This window comes from Nocardia grenadensis NBRC 108939, from assembly GCF_001613445.1.
In the GTDB taxonomy this organism is placed as follows: Bacteria; Actinomycetota; Actinomycetes; order Mycobacteriales; family Mycobacteriaceae; genus Nocardia; species Nocardia grenadensis.
Genome location: NZ_BDCJ01000004.1, coordinates 1 through 17441, shown reverse-complemented (window position 1 = coordinate 17441; position 17441 = coordinate 1). Strand labels below are relative to the sequence as shown.

Below are 17441 nucleotides of genomic sequence, written 5' to 3'. Positions count from 1 at the left end.
GCGCACCCCGTGCCCCGCAGTGTTCAGCCGCGCACCATTCGCACCGCGGTCTCGGTGACCGTTTCGGTGATCTCGGCGAGGGTGAGCGCACCGTCGGGGCGGTACCAGCGCCAGACGCTGATCACCACGGCGAGTACGAGCCGGCCCAGTACCCGCGGGTCGTCACCGGCGAAACCGCCGGTCTCGATACCGCGGGCGATGAGATCGGTCCAGTTCTGTTCGATCTCCTGGACCAGTTCCCGCGACCGCAGCCGTTCGGCTTCCTCTTTCTCGGACTGCCGGGGTGCGGCGAGCAGATCCATATGGTTCTGCAGAATGCGTCGCTGCAGTGCGTCGATGGGCTCGGCGCGCAATGCCGCCGCCACGGCCGCGCGCAATGCCTTTTCCGGGTTTTCCTCGCCCTCGATGGCCTCGCCGAAACGATCCGCGGAATCGGCCAATTCCAGCCGCATGATGGTCAGCAGGCAGTGCGCTTTGGATTCGAAATAGTGGTACAGCGCGGTCTGGCCGATGCCGACTTCGTCGGCGATGGAGGCCCATTTCGTATGCTCGTAACCGATTCGTCCGAATTGCTCTATCGCCGCGGTCAGGATGCTGCCGCGCTTGGAACGCGGGCTCTCCCGCCGAGCTCCGGTATCAACGGTCATGAATGAAGTGCCCCCAGGATTCGACGATGTGGATGCTTCAACTCTACCCCACCCGATATGAACTCGAGTCGGCTGCGGCGAGTTGCGCGGCGAGCCGGACCGCGTCCGGCCGGGATAATTTCCCGACCCGATTCTGCGGGAGGTCGGCGACGGTGAACAGGTATTCGGGCCATTTGAATTTGGGGAAATCCGCGGCGGCGAGCTGCGCGGTCACCGCGGGCAGATTCAGCTCACCGGCATCGGTGACGACCAGGGCCGCCGCGCGTTCGCCGAGAAGATCGTCGGGGACCGGGACGACGCAGACCTGCACCACGCCCGGTATCGCCGCGATCGCCGCCTCCATCTCGTTGATATCGATATTGCGCCCACCGCGGATGATGATCTGCTTCTGCCGGCCCATCACCCGGATGGAACCGTCCCCGGCCACCTCCACCAGATCACCGGTGGGCAGGAATCCGTCGTCGGTGAGCGCCGGCGCCACCGGCACGCCCCCACGGGCGTATCCGACGAACAGGGAAGGGCCCCTCACCTGGGCATCGCCGATCTCCCCGGCGGGCAGTGCCGCACCGTTCTCGTCGACCGCGCGGACCACGGTGCCCGGGAACGGGCGGCCGTCGCGGCCCAACCGGATCTCCGGCGGGTCGTCGAGCCGAGGTGTGGTGTGGCCGAGGCACTCCGACATACCGAACACCCGCAGGAATGTGGTCCCGAGCTTCTGCTCGGCTTCGGCCAGCGCCCGCTGGTTCATCGGTCCGCCGCCCACCGTCATCGCGCGCATGGCCGACAGCTGCCCGGTACTGCCCTCGACCACCGAGAGTTGCAGGGCCATGGTCGGCACCAGCATGGTCCACGCCACCCGACGCTCGGCCATCATCGTGAGTGCGGCGCCGGGAGACCAGCGGCCGATGGTGACCATGGTGGCGCCGAGAAACGCCGGCAGGTACATGCCGAAGCAGAACGCCGCCACCGAGGACAGCGGGACGAACGCGCCCACGGTCTCGCCGGGCTGCAGTCCGACCGTGTCGATGGTGCTGCGACAGGCGTAGCGGATGGCGTCCTCGGACTGGACCACGCATTTGGGCCGGCCGGTGGAACCGGAGGTCATGGCGATCGCGCTGCCGCCGTGCCAGCGCCGGACGGATTCGAAGGGGGTGGCGCGGGCCAGTAGCAGATGTTCGTCGAACGCTGTATCGCGCCGGGAGTAGACCTCCTCGGGGACCTCCCAGTGGCGCAGCGCCTCGGGGGCGCCGATCACCAGATCGGGGCCGATGTCCTCCATCGCGAGACGGAACTCCGATTCGGTGGCGTGCGGGCTGAACACGGCCACCACCCCGCCGCGCAGCCCGACCGCGAGCGCCGCGGCCAGGGTGCGCCAGGTGTTGTCGGCCTGGATCAGCGCCGTGGGTGGGCGCTCGTCGAGGGCCGCCATCCGCTCGGCCAGGGCGTTCGCCGTCGCCATGATCTCACCCAGAGTGTGCTGTCCGAGTTCGTCGATCACCGCGATATCCGCCGGTGTCCGCCGTGCCCGTTCGAGCATCTCCGTCGCCAGTACTCTCATCGCCCGTTCCTCGTGCCGCTGTTCTCTCTGTTTACTCGTCGCCGCGCTCCCGCGGGGCGGAATGCGCTCGTCACGCCGGTGGGACCAGGACGGCGCGCCCGGTGATCCCGCCCGCCCGCAGCCTGCGGTAGACCTCCACCGCCTCGGTGAGCGGGAAGGTCTCCGCGGTGACGTGCAGGGCGCCCCGGCGGGCGAGATCGACCACTGTGGCCAGATCCGACCGCGGCCCCCAGAACGGCGCCGTCACGGTCCAGCCCGCGGCCAGGCCGACGTCCTTACCGACCTCGATCCGACCGCCCGCGCTGCCCACCACCACCAGGCGGCCGCCCGGCGCGAGCACCGCCCCGGCCGGGCCCACGGTGTCCGGGGCGCCGGCGAAGTCGAAGATCAGATCCGCGCCGTCGCGCAGGCCGGTGGCCGCGGAGGCGATATCGGGGAAGGCCGCGTCCACGCCCAGCCGGCGGGCCACCCCGAGTGCCTCCGGCCGGTTGTCGATCGCGATGATCCGTCCGGCACCGAACTCACGCAGGAGCTGGACCGCGAGATGGCCGAGCCCGCCGACCCCCACCACGAGAACTACGCTGCCGGAATCGATCAGGTCGTGGTGTTGGCGCACCGCGTGATACGCGGTGAGGCCCGCATCCGCGAGGGGCGCGCAGAGCACCGGGTCCACACCTCGCGCCGGAACCAGGTAGCGGGCCGAAGGCACGATCATCGCCTCGGCCAGCCCGCCCGGATGGCCGAGGCCGTTACCGATCGGCTTCCCTCGGCCGTCCGGGCCCGGGCGCAGGCGCAAGCAGTAGTTCTCTCGCCCTCGTGCGCAGTTGCGGCACCCGCCACAACTCCAGATTCCGTGAACCACCACCGTTTCCCCGATCCAGCCGCGGTCGGCTGCCGGGCCGGCGTCGAACACGGTCCCCGCGACCTCGTGTCCGAGGGTGAGCGGGAGGGGATAGCCGAACGCGCCGGCGGCGGAATCCATGATGTGCAGATCCGAGCGGCACAGCCCGGCCGCCTCGACCCGCACCAGCAGTTCCTCCCCGTCCGGTCGCGGTGTGGGGATCTCGCGGAGTTCGGGTTCGGCGCCCCAGGCGGTGAGCTGTACGGCCAGCATCAGCGTGCCGTCCAGCCGCCGTCGACCACCAGGGTCTGCCCGGTCATATAGGACGACGCGTCCGAGGCCAGGAACAGCAACGCGCCGTCCACCTCTCCGGTCCGGCCGCCACGGCCGAGCATGGTGTTGCGCCGGACCCAGCCTGCCGATTTCTCGTTGCTGAACAGGCCGTCGGTCATCTCGGTATCGAACCACCCCGGCACCACGGCATTCACCCGGATACCGCGCCGGCCCCACTGGCCGGCGAGCTCCCGGGTGAGTCCCAGGGTTCCGGCCTTGGAGGCGGCATAGCTCGCGCCACCGATCGGGGCGGTGGAAACCAGTCCGATCACCGAGGAGATATTGATGTAGGACGCGTGTTCGCCCTCGGGCAGCCGGGTCGCGGCGTAGGTGGCGAGGTGGAATCCGGCGAGCAGGTTCAACTCCAGGATCGCGTGGAACTCCGCGTCGGTCTCCTGTTCCGCCTGCGGCGGACCCGGTCGGCCCGCATTGTTGACCAGCACGTCCAGGCGTCCGGACTCCGCGTAGCAGCGGTCCACCAGTGCGGTACGGTCCGCGTCCCGGGTCACGTCACAGGGCACCGGCATGATACGGGAATCGGTCCGTGCCAGCTCGGTCAGCCGGTCCACCCGGCGGGCGGCCGCGTAGACGGTGGCGCCCGCGCCGGCCAGCACGCGGGCGAAGCCCAGCCCGAGGCCGGACGAGGCACCGGTGACCACGGCGACGCGCCCGCTCAGATCGAACAGGCTCGCCGGTGTGGCGGTTTCCGGTTCGCTCGGCTGCGTACTCATCTCAGTACACCGCCGTCCGGCCGCCGTCGACCGGGATCACGGCCCCGGTTGTGTACCCCGCGGCATCGCTCGCGAGGTGGACGACCAGTCCGGCGATCTCCTCCGGCCGCCCCAGCCGGCCCGCGGGGAGCCGGTCGACGATCTTGCCGACGAACTCGTCGTCCCAGTGCTCGGCCATATCCGTCGCGAACCCGCCCGGCATCACACAGTTCACCCGTACCGACGGCGCGTACTCCTGGGCGAACGCCATGGTGAGCGCGTTGAGACCGTTCTTCGCCGCGGCGTACATCGCCTCGGGCGGGCTGGGCCGGACCGCGCCGATACTGGAGATATTGATGATCGAACCGCCACCGGCGGCGGCCATCCGGGCCCCGGCGACAGCCATCAGCCGGAACGGGCCCTTCAGGTTCACCTCGAGGGTCTTGTCCCACAGGCCCTCGGTCACCGCCGCCAGATTCGCGGCCAACGGCGCGATGCCGGCATTGTTGACCACGATATCGAGACTGCCGTATTCGGCGACGATCCGGTCGACGGCGGGCTCTATGCTGTCCCACCTGCCCACATGCAGTTCCCATGGGTGCGCGCTGCCGGGGCCCGCGCCGAGCGCGGCAACCGCCGCCTCGCAGGCGGCGAGTTTGCGGCTGGAGACGATCACCGTGGCGCCGGCGTCGCGTAGCCCGCGGGCGATCGCCAGCCCGAGTCCGCGGCTCGCGCCGGTCACCAGCGCGACCTTTCCGGTCAGATCCGTTGTGCTCATCGGTGCTTTTTCAACTCCAGACGCGCGATGGTGCGCAGATGTACTTCATTGGGGCCGTCGGCGATCTGCAGTGCGCGGGTGATCGCGTGCATCCGGGCCAGCACGGTGTCATCGCTGACCCCGGCCGCGCCGAAGGTCTGGACCGCCCGGTCGACCACGGTGTGCGCCACCTCCATGGCGGCCACCTTGATCGCGGCGACCTCCGAACGCGCCGCCGCATTGCCCTTGGTGTCCATCAGCCAGGACGACTTCAGGACCAGTAGGCGGATCTGGTCGATCTCGATCCGGCTGCGGGCGATCCACTCCCGCACCACACCCCGGTCGGCCAGCGGGCCCCCGAACGCGGTGCGCTCCAGCGCGCGACGGCACATCAGGTCGAGGGCACGTTCGGCCATTCCGATGGCCCGCATGGCGTAGTGCATCCGGCCCGGGCCCAACCGGCCCTGCGCGATGGCGAATCCGTCGCCTTCGGCGCCGAGCATATTCGCCGCGGGCACCCGGACATCGGTGAACTGGACCTCGCCGTGCCCGAGCCGGTCGTGGAAACCGAACATCGGCAGATCACGCAGGACTTCGACGCCGGGTGCGTCGGCGGGGACCAGGATCATGCTCTGCCGGCGATAGGCCGGCGCTTCCGGATCGGATTTGCCCATGAAGATGACGAGTTTGCAATCCGGGTCGAGAATTCCGGAGGTGTACCATTTCCGGCCGTTGATGACGTAATCGTCGCCGTCGCGGCGGATGGTCGACGTGATATTGGTGGCGTCGGAACTGGAGACCGCGGGTTCGGTCATGGCGAAAGCCGACCGGATCTCGCAATCCAGCAGCGGTCGTAACCACCGCTGCTTCTGCTCGTCGGTGCCGAACATGGCCAGGATTTCCATATTCCCGGTATCGGGCGCCGAACAGTTGATCGCCTCGTTACCGATGATCGACCGGCCGACCATTTCGGCGAGCGGCGCGTATTCCAGATTGGTGAGTCCGGCGCCCAATCCGTCGTGGGTCATGAAAAGATTCCACAGACCCAGTTCCCGGGCCCGGGCCTGCAATTCCCGCATGATCTGCGGTTGTTCGTGCGGATTGTCCGCCGCGGCGATCTGCTTGTCGTAGACCCGCTCGGCCGGGTAGACGTGGTCGTCCATGAATCGGCCGAGTGTGGCGAGCAGGTCCGCCGTGCGGGCGGAGTAGGAGAAATCCACAGTGCGGCTCCTGAACTGGGGGAGGAGACCTCAACCGGCGAGCAGCGCGGTCCCGGTCTCGATGAGGCGGTCGATGGTGGCGGGGAGTTTTTCCTGGTCCGGGTCGTGGTGTCGGCCTTCGCGGTGCCGCCGCAGGTTGTGGCCCATGATGGCGGCCATCTTGAGCCGGCCGAGCGCGTCGAACCAGGGCAGTTCGGGTAGCTCGGTACCGCCCACGCGGTACAGCTCCACCAGTTCGGCAGCGCTCGGCAGCCCGGGAACTGGGCGGCCCACACCGGGGAAGTTGGTGCCGTCGGCGAAGATCAGGAACCAGCCGAGTTCGACGCGGGGGTCGCCGGCGCTCCAGATCTCCCAGTCGATGAGCGCGACGGGTTCGGTACCCGCGGCGATGATGTTGCCGAGCCGATAGTCACCGTGGACGAGAGTGGGTGCCAATGGTTCCGGCACGCGCCGGCCGAGTAGTTCCAGCAGTTGGTCACCGCCGTTGACCAGTTCCGGCGGTACCGCGCCGAGAGTGCGGGCCCAGCGAGCCAGTTCATCGCCCGGGGTCAGCGCGGGTTCGATACCGGGCACCATGTCGAGAGCGACCGCGTGCAGCCGGGGCAGTACCTCGGCCGCGCGGCGCATCCGGGCCGCGGCGAGCTCCGGCGTCACGGGCGGATCGTCGAGTACCGGTTCCAGTGATTCGCCGGCGACGAATTCCATGGCGAACCAGGCCGGCTCGCGCGCGTCGGTGACGACGATGCGGGGCACCGGCACCTCGGTCGGCGCCAGCGCACGCATGATCCGGGCCTGGCGCAACATATCGTGGCGGCCGATGGGTTCGCGCCCCTCGGGCACGGCCTTCACCACATAGGTGCCGCCGGTCGTCACCGCCCGGTAGGTGAGCCCCGAATGGCCACCCGGCAGGCGTTCGAAGTCGGTGAGTTCGTGCCCGAGCTCGGCGGCCAGCCGGTCGCGGACCCGGTGTTCCAGCGTCATGGGCGTGGCTCCTTGGGCAGGCCGAGTACCCGCTCGGCAATGATGTTGTGCTGGATCTCGTCGGTGCCGCCGGCGATCCGGTAGCCCGGCGCGCCGAGTACGTGCTCGGTCCAGGCGTAGGTGCCCCAGCGTCCGGAATCGGCGACCAGGTCGCGGCCGAGCAGCAGCCGCACCACCTCCGAGGTACGCGCCATGGTGTCGGTGGCCAGCAGCTTGCCCGCCGAGGACTCCGGGCCCGGGTCCCGGCCCGCGACCACTGCCGCGGCGACCCGCATACCCGCCACCCGCTGCACATAGCTGCGGGTGACCAGGTCGGCGACCCGGTCGCGTTCCAGGTCGGACAGGTCACGCCCGACGTTGCGGGCCAAGGCCACCGCCTGGTCGGCATTGGCCAGACCCAGGGTCGCGCCGTCGAGGCGTTCGGCGGCGAGCACGGTCAGCGCGACCGGCCAGCCCTCGCCGACCGGTCCGAGCCGCAGCCCGTCGTCGAGCACCACACCGTCGAGATAGACCTCGTTGAACGAGGTGCCGCCGGTCATCTGGCGGATCGGGCGGACGGTGACGCCCGGAGCATCCATCGGTACCAGGAATACGGTGAGTCCCGCGTGCTTGGCCACCGCCGGATCGGTCCGGCACACCGCCACACCGAGGTCGGCGACGCGGGCGCCCGAGGTCCAGACCTTGTGGCCGTCGAGGGTCCAGGTGCCGTCGGCGTTCCGGGTGGCCCGGGTCCGTACCGCGGCCAGATCGGACCCGGCCTCGGTTTCGGAGAAGAGCTGGCAGGCGATGAGATCGGTGCGCAGCATGGCCCGCACATAGCGGTCCCGCTGTTCCGGCGTACCCCACTGCTCGATGGTCGGAGCCACCAATTGCTGTGTCACCGAGAACATCTCGGTGCGCCGGGGTACCTCGAACTCCGCTTCGGCACGCCGGAATGCGAGCACATAGGACATCGGCAGCCCACGTCCACCGTATTCCGGGGCCCAGTTCAGCGGTCCCCAGCCCGCATCGAATCTGGCGCGCTCGTAGTCGCGGATCGCGTCGGTGTGCCGCCGTTCCTCCGCGGCGGTCCAATTCTCGAATACGGCGACCGAATCGTCACCGTGACCCCAGGCGGCTTCGGTGCGGGGCGCGGCGACCCCGCGTAACCAGCCCCGGGCCGATTCGGTGAACTCGGCGAGATCCGGAAGTGTCTGTGTACTCACTGTTTCCCTCGCCCTCAGACCGAAAGGATCGTGCAGGCGCTGATTCCGGGAGCGCCGTAGACGTGTGTGAAACCGAGGCGCGGGTCACCCGGTACCTGGCGGTCGCCCGCATCGCCCCGCAGTTGGGTGACGATCTCGTGGACCTGCCGCAGTCCCGAGGCACCGATGGGTTCACCGTTGGCGATACAGCCGCCGTCGGTATTGATCGGCAGCCGGCCGTCGATCTCGGTGGCGCCCGCGGCGATCAGCTCCTCCTGTGCGCCGTGCTCGCAGAACCCGCATTCGGCCATATGCATGATCTCCGCGCCGCTCTCGGTGTCCTGGAGCTGGGCGACGTCGATCTCGTTCGGCCCGATCCCGGCCTGCTCGAAGGCCGCGGTGGCGGCATCGGTACTGACGCTGGTCGGTTCCCCGGTGCCCTGGACCGCGGGGCTGAACACCTCGAAGGAGCCGAAGCGTCGGGTGCGATGGCTGATCGCCCGCAATCGCACCGGGCGCCCGCCGAGCCGGCGCACGGCGGCTTCGCTCGCGACGACCACGGCGGCGCCCCCTTCGCCGGGGGAGCAGAACATGAACTTGGTGAGCGGGTCGTTCACCAGCTCCGCCGCGGCGATCTGCGCTGCCGAGATCGGCTCCCGCCGCCAGGCATTGGGATTGCGGCTGCCGTTGCGGTAGGCCTTCTCGGCGACCTTCGCCAGCGTCGCCGCGGAGATTTTGTGCTCGCGCATATAGCGGCCGATCTTGGCGCCGAAGAACTGGGTGGTCACCATGAGTCCGGCCGCGCCGTACCCCTCGGGCAGGCCCCAGTCGGCGGGGTCGGGGTCGAACGCCCCGCGCGGGTGTTTGTCGAAGCCGACCGCGAGCGCGATCTCGGCGGCGCCGGACCGCACCGCGTTGACCGCGGAGAACAGCGCGCTGCCCCCCGTCGCGCAGCCGTTCTTCACATTGGTGAACGGGATACCGGTGAAACCGAGTTCGGCGACCAGGGTGTCGGCCAGTCCCGACCCGTCGCTGCCACCGAACGCGACCTGGATATCGGGCCAGGTCAGTCCGGCGTCGGCCACCGCGGCGGTGATCGCCTCGACCGCCATCTGCCGCCCGCTGACGCCGGGCCGGCGGCCGAAGCGCGACAGTCCGCTCCCGATGATGGAAACCTGCTCGGTCACCGGTCCTCGCTCTGCTGGGTGGTAGTGGTGGCGAACCGGGGGACCGGTGTGACCGCGACCAGTCGCACCGGAGCCCGGTCCAGACGGGCGAAATCGTCGCAGTCGAGAATCGCCTCGATCTTGATCCCCTCGGGGAGTTCGACATAGCCGACCGCGTACGGTGCGAAGCCCTCGGCGGGAACGACATACGGTGGCGATTTCGGTGGGAACCGCTGGACGGTGTAGGCCCAGACCACCCCTTCGTCGCTGAGCGGTAGCGGGTCGGCGGTCGGCCGGGCGCAGCGCGCGCAGATCGCGCTCGCCGGGTAGCCGACAGTGCCACAGACCCGGCACCTACTGCCCTCCAGTACGGGTTTCACCTGCTCACCCATGTCGTTCCTTCCGGTAGTCGGTCTGCCGCCCGCTGGTTCAGCGACCGACCCACTTGGGTTCGCGCTTCTCCAGGAAGGCGTTGACACCCTCGCGCGCGTCCTCGGACTGCAGGGCGTTGCCGACCGCCAGATGTTCCATCACCATCAGCGACTGGATATCGGCGTCCAGGCCGCGGTCGATGGTCATCTTGGTGAGCTTCATGGCGAACGGGCTCTTGTCGATGATCGGCGCGATGAAATCGTCCACCAGGGCATCGAGTTCGGCCGCCGGTGCGGAGGCGTTGATCAGATCGAATGCCTCGGCCTCCTTACCGGAGAGTAGTTTGCCGGTGAGCATCAGCTCCTTGGTCTTGCGGATCCCGATCATGCGCGGCAGACGGTAGATCGGGCCCGCGCCGCCGAAGAGCGCGCGGCGGATGTGGAAGTCGCCGATCTTGGCATCGTCGGCGGCGACCGCGAAATCACAGGAGATCATCAGCTCGAAACCGCCCGCGGTGACGTAGCCCTCCAGCACCGCCACCGAGGGGGTGTTCATGGAGTAGAGGCGGTCGCAGACCTTCGCCGAGAGCACCGCGACATCCATCGCGTTGGTTTTGCCGACGTAGTTCTCCCGCAGTTCGTCCAGGTCGAAGCCCGAGCAGAAGGTGTTGGCCCGGCCGCGTAGCACGAGCACCTTCAGCTCGGGGTCGTTGTCCACCTCGACGATGATCTCGTCCAGCCGGTGCAGCAGCTCCACGGTGACCGCGTTCTTCTTGTGCGGGCGGTTGAGCCAGACACGGGCGATCTCGCCGTCTTTCTCCAGGACGATGTGGTCGGTGTCAACCATCGAGGGCCTCTTTCATTGTCCGTTATTGAACTGGATTCACTTCAGTTGTACTCGATGGCGCGGAGGGCGTCAATATGGAATTCCGCGCCGGTCCGGGTCGTTCAGACGCCGATCAGATCGGCGATTCGCGCCCGATGGGTGCGCGAATCACCCTGTGCTGCTTCATTTCCTAGCGCGCGCCGGAAATAGGAATGGACGGGATGCTCCCAGGTGAAGCCGACGCCGCCGTGTAACTGCACCGCTTCGGAGGCCGCGAGTACGGCCGCGTCGGTGCAGACAGTGCCCGCCACCGCCACGGCCAGTCGTGCCGAGTCGGGGTTCTCGGCGTAAAGGGCGGCGGCGTATCGGGACGCCGAACGCGCGCGTTCCAGCTCGACGAGTAGATCGGCCAACCGGTGTTTGACGGCCTGGAAGGAGCCGATCGGTCGTCCGAACTGGTGGCGGGTGCGGGCGTAGTCGACCGTGAGCTCCAGTAGATGATCGACGATGCCGGTGTTCTCGCAGGCCGTGGCGAGGGTGGCCAGGTCGTGCAGTCGCGCGACGGCGGCCGGTGTCGATTCCGGTGTCGTCAGTGTGACGGCCGGGCAGTCGCGGACGGTGAGGTCCGCCTGTCTGCGGGTGGGGTCGAGGACCCGGCGTGGGCTGCGGACGGCTTCGGGTCCGGGCCGCAGGGCGAAGAGGCGGCGGCCCTCGGGGGTATCCGCCGAGGCCGCGACGATCTCGGCGGACTCGCCGGCCGGTAGGTGGGTGACCGTGCCGTCGACGCGCCAGCCGCCGGATTCGGCTCGGGCTCGCAGCGCGTCGGTCGCCGGATCGAGGGCGCCGACGGTGGCGAGCGACCGCCCGGCGAGTACCTCGGCGAAGAGTTCGGCGGTCTCCGCGGCGGCCGGCAGCAGTGCCTGCACGCCCAGGACCGCCGAGCTGATCACGGGTTCGCAGACCAGGGCGCGTCCGCATTCCTCGAGAACGACGGCCAGCTCGGCGGTGCCGTAGCCCAGCCCGCCCTGTTCCTCCGGCACGGCGAGCGAGGTCACCGACATCTCGTCGACGAGACGTCGCCACAGTGGTTCGGAGTATCCGCTCGCGGATTCCGCCGCCGCACGGACCTGGTCGATACCGCTGTGCCTGGCGAGTAGCGCCCGCAGGGTTTCGCGCAGTTGTTCCTGTTCCGGGCCGGGCGTGAGAGCCGCCGGTTCCGCCCGCGGCCAGGGAACTTCGACGGCGGCTACTGAGGTCGGGGACATGATTCTCCGGTTGACTTGAGTTCAATTCGGTAAGTTGAGCGTAGCGGTTCGCGGTCTCGACAAGAAGTGGTTTGCTGAACTAAGTTCATTTCATGAGTTACGTGATCGAGCACTACTACGCGACCGTCGACAGCGGCGGCCTGCGGGACGCGGTGGCGTTGCTGGCCGAGGACGTGGACTTCACGATGGTCCTGCCCACCGGTGTGAAACGGGACCGCGGCCGCCCGGCCATGTTCGAGTACCTCAGCGGCCGGCCACCGGTGAATCGCAAGCACGTGCTGTTGCGGGTCGCCGCCGACGGGGATGTGCAGTTCGCCCACGGCGCAGTCACCGAGAACGACACCGTGACCACCGGGTACTTCGTGGCCGCGATGCATCTGGACGCGGCGGGACTCATCGACCGATACCAGGTCACGTTCAGCGCGGACTTCGCGCTGGTGGACCGGTCCTCGACCGAAGGAGAACAGAAATGACGACGGATGTGCCCGTGCTGGCCCGGTGGTTCGGCTATATGGATTCCGACGATCCCGATCGGGTGCTCGACATGATCTCCGACGACTTCACCATGTCGGTGCAGTTCTCCAAGGGATCCGGGGCGAGCGCCGAATTCGTCGGGGACCGGGCCGGTCTGGTCACCTACCTCGCGCAGCGCGAGAAGAGCACCCTGATCCACCACATCGACGTGGGCGCGGTGGTCGGCGAATACGAACTGGTGCTCGGTCGCACCACCCGCGACGGGGAGTTCGAGGCGTCGTTCAATGCGACCGTCCAGCTCGACGCCGCCGGTGCGGTGCGCCGGCTGCTCATCGCCCGGACACCCGAAGTCGCCTTCGCGCGCTGAGCGGCGCGGGTCCCGGGCCCGTCCGACAAGGAGGACCACTGATGAATCGCCGGCTCTGCCTGGCCCGGCGCCCGGCCGGAAAGCTGGGAGTCACCGATCTCGAGCTGATCGCGGAACCCGTTCCCGACCCCGGTCCGGGCGAGATCCTGGTGCGCAACACCTGGCTGTCGATCGATCCGTCGATCCGCATCCGGCTGGCGGAGACCACACCCGACGGATACCTGCCGCCGCTGCGGCCGGGCGAGGAACTCACCGGTCTCGCCCTCGGTGTGGTCGCCGAGACCCGCCATCCGGACTACGCCGTCGGCGATCTGATCTCCCATACCCTCGGCTACCGGGAATACGCGCTGGTGGGTGCCGGGACGCAGACCATCGGCGGCTACGGTGCGCCCACCCGGATCGAGGCCGGTGACCTGCCTCCACAATGGTTCCTCGGGCCGCTGGGCAGCGCCGGACTCACCGCGTATGTAGGGCTGGTGGAGATCCTCGAGCTGACCGCGGCGGACACGCTGTGGGTGTCGTCGGCCGCCGGTGCGGTCGGCTCGCTCGCCGCCCAACTCGCGGCCTTACGCGGCGCCACGGTGCTCGGCTCGGCGGGCAGCCCGGACAAGGTCGCCTACCTGCGCGACGAACTGGGTATCGCGGCCTTCGACTACCACGGACCCTCCCTCGCCGAATCGCTGGCCGCGCTCGCGCCCACGGGAATCGACGCGTACTTCGACAATGTCGGTGGTGACCATCTGACCGCGGCGCTGGACGCGCTGTGCCCGCAGGGCCGGATCGCGCTGTGCGGTGCGGTATCCGGTTACGACGGCGGCGCCCCGGCCGGGCCGCCCAACCTGTTCACCATGGTGGCGAAAGGTCTGCGCATGCGGGGTTTCCGGGCCGGATCCTTCAACCACCTCGAGGCGCCGATGCGTGCCGAGGTCGGTGCGCACCTCGCGGCCGGGCGACTGGTCCACCGGGAATCGGTGTTCGAGGGGATCGAGGAGGCGGCGGCCGCACTGGTGGCGATGCTCTCGGGCGCGACCACCGGTAAAACCCTGTGCCGGCTGGTTTGAGGAGCGCCCCGGTGCTCAGCGGTCGCGCTGGGCGCGGCCCATTTTCCGTTCCCGCTCCCGTTCGGCCGCCGTGGCGAGATAGTCACCGAGTTCGCGGCGCAGGGTGGTGTCGAGCGACCGGGCCAGACTGGTGTGCACCGCGGCGACACCGAGCTCACGCATCGTATTGAGCATGCGGGTGGTGGCGGCGATCTCGTCGTTGGAATCCGGTAGCCAGCCGGGCCCGTGCGCGTCGACGATATGTTTCTTCGCCGCGTTGATGAGCAATTCGCTGATATCGTCGATCCGCGTCGCGACCTCGGCGTACACCGAGATCAGCGTGCCCAGTTCCACCCCGTACTCGTGGAGTTCGGTGAACGAGGTGAGCAGCTGGGTATCGGTGATCACCACCGTCTCGCCGTCCACCCGGACCAGACCCATCCGGCTCAGCTGCGCTACCAGCTCCTCGGTCTGCTCACCGAGGATGGTGGCGAGCAGTTCCCGGGGGACCTCGAAGGTCTCCTCCTCCGACCAGTTCGCGGTAACGGCGTGCTGCAGACCCAGCACCTCGGTGAGGTCCTTACCGGTTTCCCAGCTGGTGATGAAATCGGCGATATGCGCGGTGGTGAAACCGCGCTGCAGCAGCGCGTCGATGAGTCGGAGCCGCTCGAGATGGGAATCGTCATAGATACTTGCCCGGCCGTCGCGGTCGGCCGGGGGTGGTAGCAGGCCGCGTTCCTGATAGGCACGGACATTGCGGGAGGTGGTGCCCGCGGCGCGGGCGAGATCGTCGATCCGGTATCGCGCCATGAGTCCGCACCTCCCTCGCCCGCCTGCGCCCCGGTGACTCCGGCACGCCGAATCCGAGTCTAACCGCCGGTTATGAGACCGATGCCACCGTCGGCGCGATCCGCGGCTCGGCCGCCACCACCGTGTAGTCGTCGAGATCGACCTCGCGCAACTGGTTGCGGTACTGCGTGGCGAACCCCGGGTACATGGTCGCGTTGAACCCGTCCTCGGTCAGATACCAGCTGCGGCAGCCCGAGTTCCAGGTGGTCGCGCCGAGCCTGCGCTGGATCGCCGCGTTGTAACGCTCTTGACGCGCGGAGCGCACCTCGAGCATCCGCAGATCACGATCCAGGATCAGGCCGATCGCCTGCACCAGATAGTCGATCTGCGCCTCCATGTACACCAGCGCCGAGTTGTGCCCCGGACCGGAATTGGGACCGAAGGTCAGGAACAGGTTCGGATATCCCGAGACCGCGACACTGCGGTACGCGAACGCGCCGCGCCGCCATTCGTCGGCGAGCACCCGGCCGTCGCGACCGGTGATCGGGATCGGCGTCCCTGTTTTGGAGACCTCGAACCCGGTGGCGAACACGATGCAGTCGGCGCGATGCTCGATCCCCTCGGCGGTGCGGATACCGTCCGGCGCGATCCGGGCGATGGGCCAGGTGATCAGTTTGCAGTTCACCCGTTGCAGCGCCGGGTAGTAATCGTCGGTCATGAGCAGTCGTTTGCAGCCCGCCCGGAAATCGGGGGTGAGCTGCCGGCGCAGCCACGGATCGGCGACCTGCCGCCGCAATTGCGCCCGGCCGACCAGTTCGACCACCCGGGTGAGCGGGGTGTTCCAGACGACGCCGAGCGCCACCGACTCGTGTCCGTAGAACCATGCCTGCCGCGCGAGGCTCTGCGCGCCGGGAATGTGCCGGTAGAGCTCTTTGGCGAGGGCGCCGGTGCGCCGGTTCACCCGGGGCAGGACCCAGCCCGGGGTGCGCTGGAAAACCTTCACCGAACCGGCTCGTTCGACCAGTTCCGGAATGATCTGCACCGCACTGGCTCCGGTACCGATCACCGCGACCCGTTTGCCGGTGAAATCGTAGTCGTGGTCCCAGCGGGCGCTGTGGATCGTATGGCCGGTGAAGGAGTCGATACCCGGGATATCGGGATAACCGGGTTCGGTCAGCGGCCCGGACGCCAGCACCACCGCGCGGGCGCGGACCGTCCCGGAGCCCTCGATCGAGATATCCCAGGTCCCCGTGGACTCGTCGAATTCCATTCCGGTGACGTTATGCCGCAGCCGGATATGCGGTGCGATACCGGATTTCGCCACCATCGAGTCGATATAGCCCAGGATCTCATCGCTCCCGGAATAGGTGTGTGACCAATCCGGGTTGGGCGCGAAACTATAGGAGTAGAGCCGGGAGGGAATATCGCACGCGGCGCCGGGATAGGTGTTGTCTCGCCAGGTTCCGCCGATCGCGTTACCGCGTTCGAACACCGCGAAATTCGTGATACCGCGGTCCCGCAGCCGGATGGCCGCGCCGATCCCGGCGAATCCCGCACCGATCACGGCGACATCGAGCGGGGCTGTGCTGGTCGTGGTCATATCCGTCCTCGTCACGCGGCGGGGGTGTAGGTGATTTCCTTCGACCAGCTCGGGTCCTTGCGCAGCAGCCGCCGTGGAATACGTCCGGTGATCTTCACCAGGGTGTCCGCGAGCAGGTGATACGGGTGCCTCCGGTCGACGACCCAGTCCCCGTGCATCTTCACGATCTGATACATCGGCAGCCGGCGTGCGAACTCGCTGCGTTCGCCCACCTTCCGATAGCGCTCGAGCGCCGAGTACAGCTTCTTCTCGTCCACCCCCATCGCGACAATATTGTCCCGCATCTTGTTCAGCAGCGGCATATAACTCAGCACGCCGATCAGGAAGGTCGGCCTCACCCAACCGCCGACCAGTTCGATGAGCAGTTTGCGCATCTCGGCGTGACCCAGCACATCCATTACCGCGAAATCGACCGCCAGATGCCGGGATTCGTCGGCATTGATCCGCCGGAACACCTCCTGGCATACCGGGTCCTCGATCTCGTCCATGATGAATTTGACGAGTGCGCCGTCCAGTGCCACCTCGAGCATCGGGATCACGGTCCCCAAGAACGACAGCGACATCTCGTCGGCGTATGTGTCCAGGAAATCGATCACCAGTTTGACGTTGATATTCGGCTGTGGGATCTCGTCGCCGTCGAGCATGCCCCAGCGCCGCATCAACGCGAGTTCGGCATTGGCGTGCTTCTGCTCCTCGGCGTGGAAATAACGGTAGATCTCCCGCAGGGTCTCGTCGGGAGCCTTCTTGGCCATGGCGGCGAATCCGCGCGCCCCCACATTCTCGATCCACATCAGGTCCGATATGAACGGCTTCAGGCGCGCGTGCTGTTCGGGGGTGATCGTTTCCGCGCCCGGTGCGTCCCAATCGATATCGGCCAGTGCCCACTGGCGGTCCTTGATCTTCTCGAGCATGTCCTGGAAGTCCATGGTCGCCATATCAGATTCCTGTTCTCTGGATAGTGGTCGGCGTGGCCGGCGCGTCCTGCGGCAGCAGCCGCTCGAGCAGGCCCGCCACGGTCGTGTACGGTCCGGGGAACGCCCGCTTGAGCAGCCAGATCAGCTGGGCGTCGGGCTGCGGGAGGACATAGAGCCGGCCGCGGTCGTGCGCGTCGAGGGTGATGCGGGCGACGCGCTCGGGGGAGAAACCGGTCCAGCGCATGAGGGTGTCGGCGAGATGGCGCGACCCCGGGGTGATCCGCCCGTCCCGGGCGACATCGGTCCGGACGAAGGTGGGGCAGAGTACGGTGACCGCGATATCGGTGCCGCTGAACTCCGCGGCCATCGTCTCCGACAGGGCGAGCACGCCGGCCTTA

At 68.2% G+C, this 17441-nt stretch carries 18 protein-coding genes and 1 pseudogene; 3 read left to right on the top strand and 16 right to left on the bottom strand.

Annotation, left to right across the window (positions count from 1 at the left end; genetic code table 11):
- Positions 1-23 precede the first annotated feature (23 nt).
- From NGR01S_RS05075 to NGR01S_RS05020, 12 genes are all read right to left on the bottom strand, one after another.
- Positions 24-647 (bottom strand): TetR/AcrR family transcriptional regulator, encoded by a 624-nt coding sequence (locus tag NGR01S_RS05075; RefSeq protein WP_063035023.1) that lies wholly within the window; start codon positions 645-647, stop codon positions 24-26.
- Between the two features lie 43 nt (positions 648-690).
- Positions 691-2205: a class I adenylate-forming enzyme family protein gene (locus tag NGR01S_RS05070; RefSeq protein ID WP_063035022.1), complete on the bottom strand. Its 1515-nt coding sequence runs from the start codon at positions 2203-2205 to the stop codon at positions 691-693.
- A 70-nt stretch (positions 2206-2275) separates the two neighbouring features.
- Positions 2276-3319, bottom strand: coding sequence for an NAD(P)-dependent alcohol dehydrogenase (locus NGR01S_RS05065; protein WP_063035021.1), 1044 nt, complete (start codon positions 3317-3319; stop codon positions 2276-2278).
- Positions 3319-4110, bottom strand: coding sequence for an SDR family NAD(P)-dependent oxidoreductase (locus NGR01S_RS05060; protein ID WP_063035020.1), 792 nt, complete (start codon positions 4108-4110; stop codon positions 3319-3321). Before NGR01S_RS05060 ends, NGR01S_RS05065 begins: the two co-directional genes overlap by 1 nt.
- Position 4111: 1 nt before the next feature.
- Positions 4112-4867 carry an SDR family NAD(P)-dependent oxidoreductase gene (locus tag NGR01S_RS05055; RefSeq protein ID WP_063035019.1) on the bottom strand — a complete coding sequence of 252 codons (756 nt, stop codon included), beginning with the start codon at positions 4865-4867 and terminating at the stop codon, positions 4112-4114.
- Positions 4864-6066: an acyl-CoA dehydrogenase family protein gene (locus NGR01S_RS05050; protein ID WP_063035018.1), complete on the bottom strand. Its 1203-nt coding sequence runs from the start codon at positions 6064-6066 to the stop codon at positions 4864-4866. The genes NGR01S_RS05055 and NGR01S_RS05050 overlap by 4 nt, the downstream gene beginning before the upstream one ends.
- Before the next feature lie 30 nt (positions 6067-6096).
- Positions 6097-7047, bottom strand: coding sequence for a phosphotransferase family protein (locus NGR01S_RS05045; protein WP_063035017.1), 951 nt, complete (start codon positions 7045-7047; stop codon positions 6097-6099).
- Positions 7044-8252: an acyl-CoA dehydrogenase family protein gene (locus NGR01S_RS05040; protein WP_063035016.1), complete on the bottom strand. Its 1209-nt coding sequence runs from the start codon at positions 8250-8252 to the stop codon at positions 7044-7046. The genes NGR01S_RS05045 and NGR01S_RS05040 overlap by 4 nt, the downstream gene beginning before the upstream one ends.
- 14 nt (positions 8253-8266) lie before the next feature.
- Entirely contained in the window at positions 8267-9418 is a 1152-nt protein-coding gene (locus NGR01S_RS05035) for a thiolase family protein (protein WP_063035015.1), read from the bottom strand.
- Positions 9415-9789, bottom strand: a complete 375-nt coding sequence (locus tag NGR01S_RS05030; protein WP_063035014.1) for a Zn-ribbon domain-containing OB-fold protein — start codon at positions 9787-9789, stop codon at positions 9415-9417. Before NGR01S_RS05030 ends, NGR01S_RS05035 begins: the two co-directional genes overlap by 4 nt.
- Before the next feature lie 37 nt (positions 9790-9826).
- Positions 9827-10615: an enoyl-CoA hydratase/isomerase family protein gene (locus NGR01S_RS05025; protein WP_063035013.1), complete on the bottom strand. Its 789-nt coding sequence runs from the start codon at positions 10613-10615 to the stop codon at positions 9827-9829.
- A 101-nt stretch (positions 10616-10716) separates the two neighbouring features.
- Complete coding sequence (locus tag NGR01S_RS05020; protein WP_063035012.1) at positions 10717-11859, bottom strand: acyl-CoA dehydrogenase family protein; 1143 nt, start codon at positions 11857-11859, stop codon at positions 10717-10719.
- Between the two features lie 92 nt (positions 11860-11951).
- On the opposite strand from NGR01S_RS05020, the gene NGR01S_RS05015 reads away from it, so the two are divergent.
- The 3 genes from NGR01S_RS05015 to NGR01S_RS05005 are packed head-to-tail and all read left to right on the top strand — an operon-like array spanning position 11952 to position 13761.
- Positions 11952-12332, top strand: a complete 381-nt coding sequence (locus NGR01S_RS05015; protein ID WP_063035011.1) for a nuclear transport factor 2 family protein — start codon at positions 11952-11954, stop codon at positions 12330-12332.
- On the top strand, positions 12329-12700 hold the full coding sequence (locus NGR01S_RS05010) for a hypothetical protein (RefSeq protein WP_063035010.1): 372 nt from the start codon (positions 12329-12331) through the stop codon (positions 12698-12700). Before NGR01S_RS05015 ends, NGR01S_RS05010 begins: the two co-directional genes overlap by 4 nt.
- Positions 12701-12738: 38 nt before the next feature.
- The gene (locus NGR01S_RS05005; RefSeq protein ID WP_063035162.1) at positions 12739-13761 is read left to right on the top strand and encodes an NADP-dependent oxidoreductase; all 1023 of its coding nucleotides are present in this window, start codon (positions 12739-12741) and stop codon (positions 13759-13761) included.
- 15 nt (positions 13762-13776) lie between these two features.
- Here the strand turns inward: NGR01S_RS05005 and NGR01S_RS05000 are convergent, their stop codons facing one another.
- The 4 genes and pseudogenes from NGR01S_RS05000 to NGR01S_RS31455 form a co-directional block, all read right to left on the bottom strand.
- Positions 13777-14550, bottom strand: coding sequence for a MerR family transcriptional regulator (locus NGR01S_RS05000; protein WP_063035009.1), 774 nt, complete (start codon positions 14548-14550; stop codon positions 13777-13779).
- 70 nt (positions 14551-14620) lie between these two features.
- On the bottom strand, positions 14621-16129 hold the full coding sequence (locus NGR01S_RS04995) for a flavin-containing monooxygenase (RefSeq protein WP_063035161.1): 1509 nt from the start codon (positions 16127-16129) through the stop codon (positions 14621-14623).
- A gap of 11 nt (positions 16130-16140) precedes the next feature.
- Complete coding sequence (locus NGR01S_RS04990; RefSeq protein ID WP_063035008.1) at positions 16141-17064, bottom strand: ferritin family protein; 924 nt, start codon at positions 17062-17064, stop codon at positions 16141-16143.
- A gap of 1 nt (position 17065) precedes the next feature.
- A pseudogene (locus NGR01S_RS31455) lies at positions 17066-17441 on the bottom strand (SDR family NAD(P)-dependent oxidoreductase); the annotation flags it as partial.

Coding starts and splice junctions, on each gene's coding strand:
- NGR01S_RS05075 (WP_063035023.1), bottom strand. CDS start 647: ATGACCGTTGATACCGGAGCTCGGCGGGAGAGCCCGCGTTCCAAGCGC.
- NGR01S_RS05070 (WP_063035022.1), bottom strand. CDS start 2,205: ATGAGAGTACTGGCGACGGAGATGCTCGAACGGGCACGGCGGACACCG.
- NGR01S_RS05065 (WP_063035021.1), bottom strand. CDS start 3,319: ATGCTGGCCGTACAGCTCACCGCCTGGGGCGCCGAACCCGAACTCCGC.
- NGR01S_RS05060 (WP_063035020.1), bottom strand. CDS start 4,110: ATGAGTACGCAGCCGAGCGAACCGGAAACCGCCACACCGGCGAGCCTG.
- NGR01S_RS05055 (WP_063035019.1), bottom strand. CDS start 4,867: ATGAGCACAACGGATCTGACCGGAAAGGTCGCGCTGGTGACCGGCGCG.
- NGR01S_RS05045 (WP_063035017.1), bottom strand. CDS start 7,047: ATGACGCTGGAACACCGGGTCCGCGACCGGCTGGCCGCCGAGCTCGGG.
- NGR01S_RS05030 (WP_063035014.1), bottom strand. CDS start 9,789: ATGGGTGAGCAGGTGAAACCCGTACTGGAGGGCAGTAGGTGCCGGGTC.
- NGR01S_RS05025 (WP_063035013.1), bottom strand. CDS start 10,615: ATGGTTGACACCGACCACATCGTCCTGGAGAAAGACGGCGAGATCGCC.
- NGR01S_RS05020 (WP_063035012.1), bottom strand. CDS start 11,859: ATGTCCCCGACCTCAGTAGCCGCCGTCGAAGTTCCCTGGCCGCGGGCG.
- NGR01S_RS05015 (WP_063035011.1), top strand. CDS start 11,952: ATGAGTTACGTGATCGAGCACTACTACGCGACCGTCGACAGCGGCGGC.
- NGR01S_RS05010 (WP_063035010.1), top strand. CDS start 12,329: ATGACGACGGATGTGCCCGTGCTGGCCCGGTGGTTCGGCTATATGGAT.
- NGR01S_RS05000 (WP_063035009.1), bottom strand. CDS start 14,550: ATGGCGCGATACCGGATCGACGATCTCGCCCGCGCCGCGGGCACCACC.
- NGR01S_RS04995 (WP_063035161.1), bottom strand. CDS start 16,129: ATGACCACGACCAGCACAGCCCCGCTCGATGTCGCCGTGATCGGTGCG.
- NGR01S_RS04990 (WP_063035008.1), bottom strand. CDS start 17,064: ATGGCGACCATGGACTTCCAGGACATGCTCGAGAAGATCAAGGACCGC.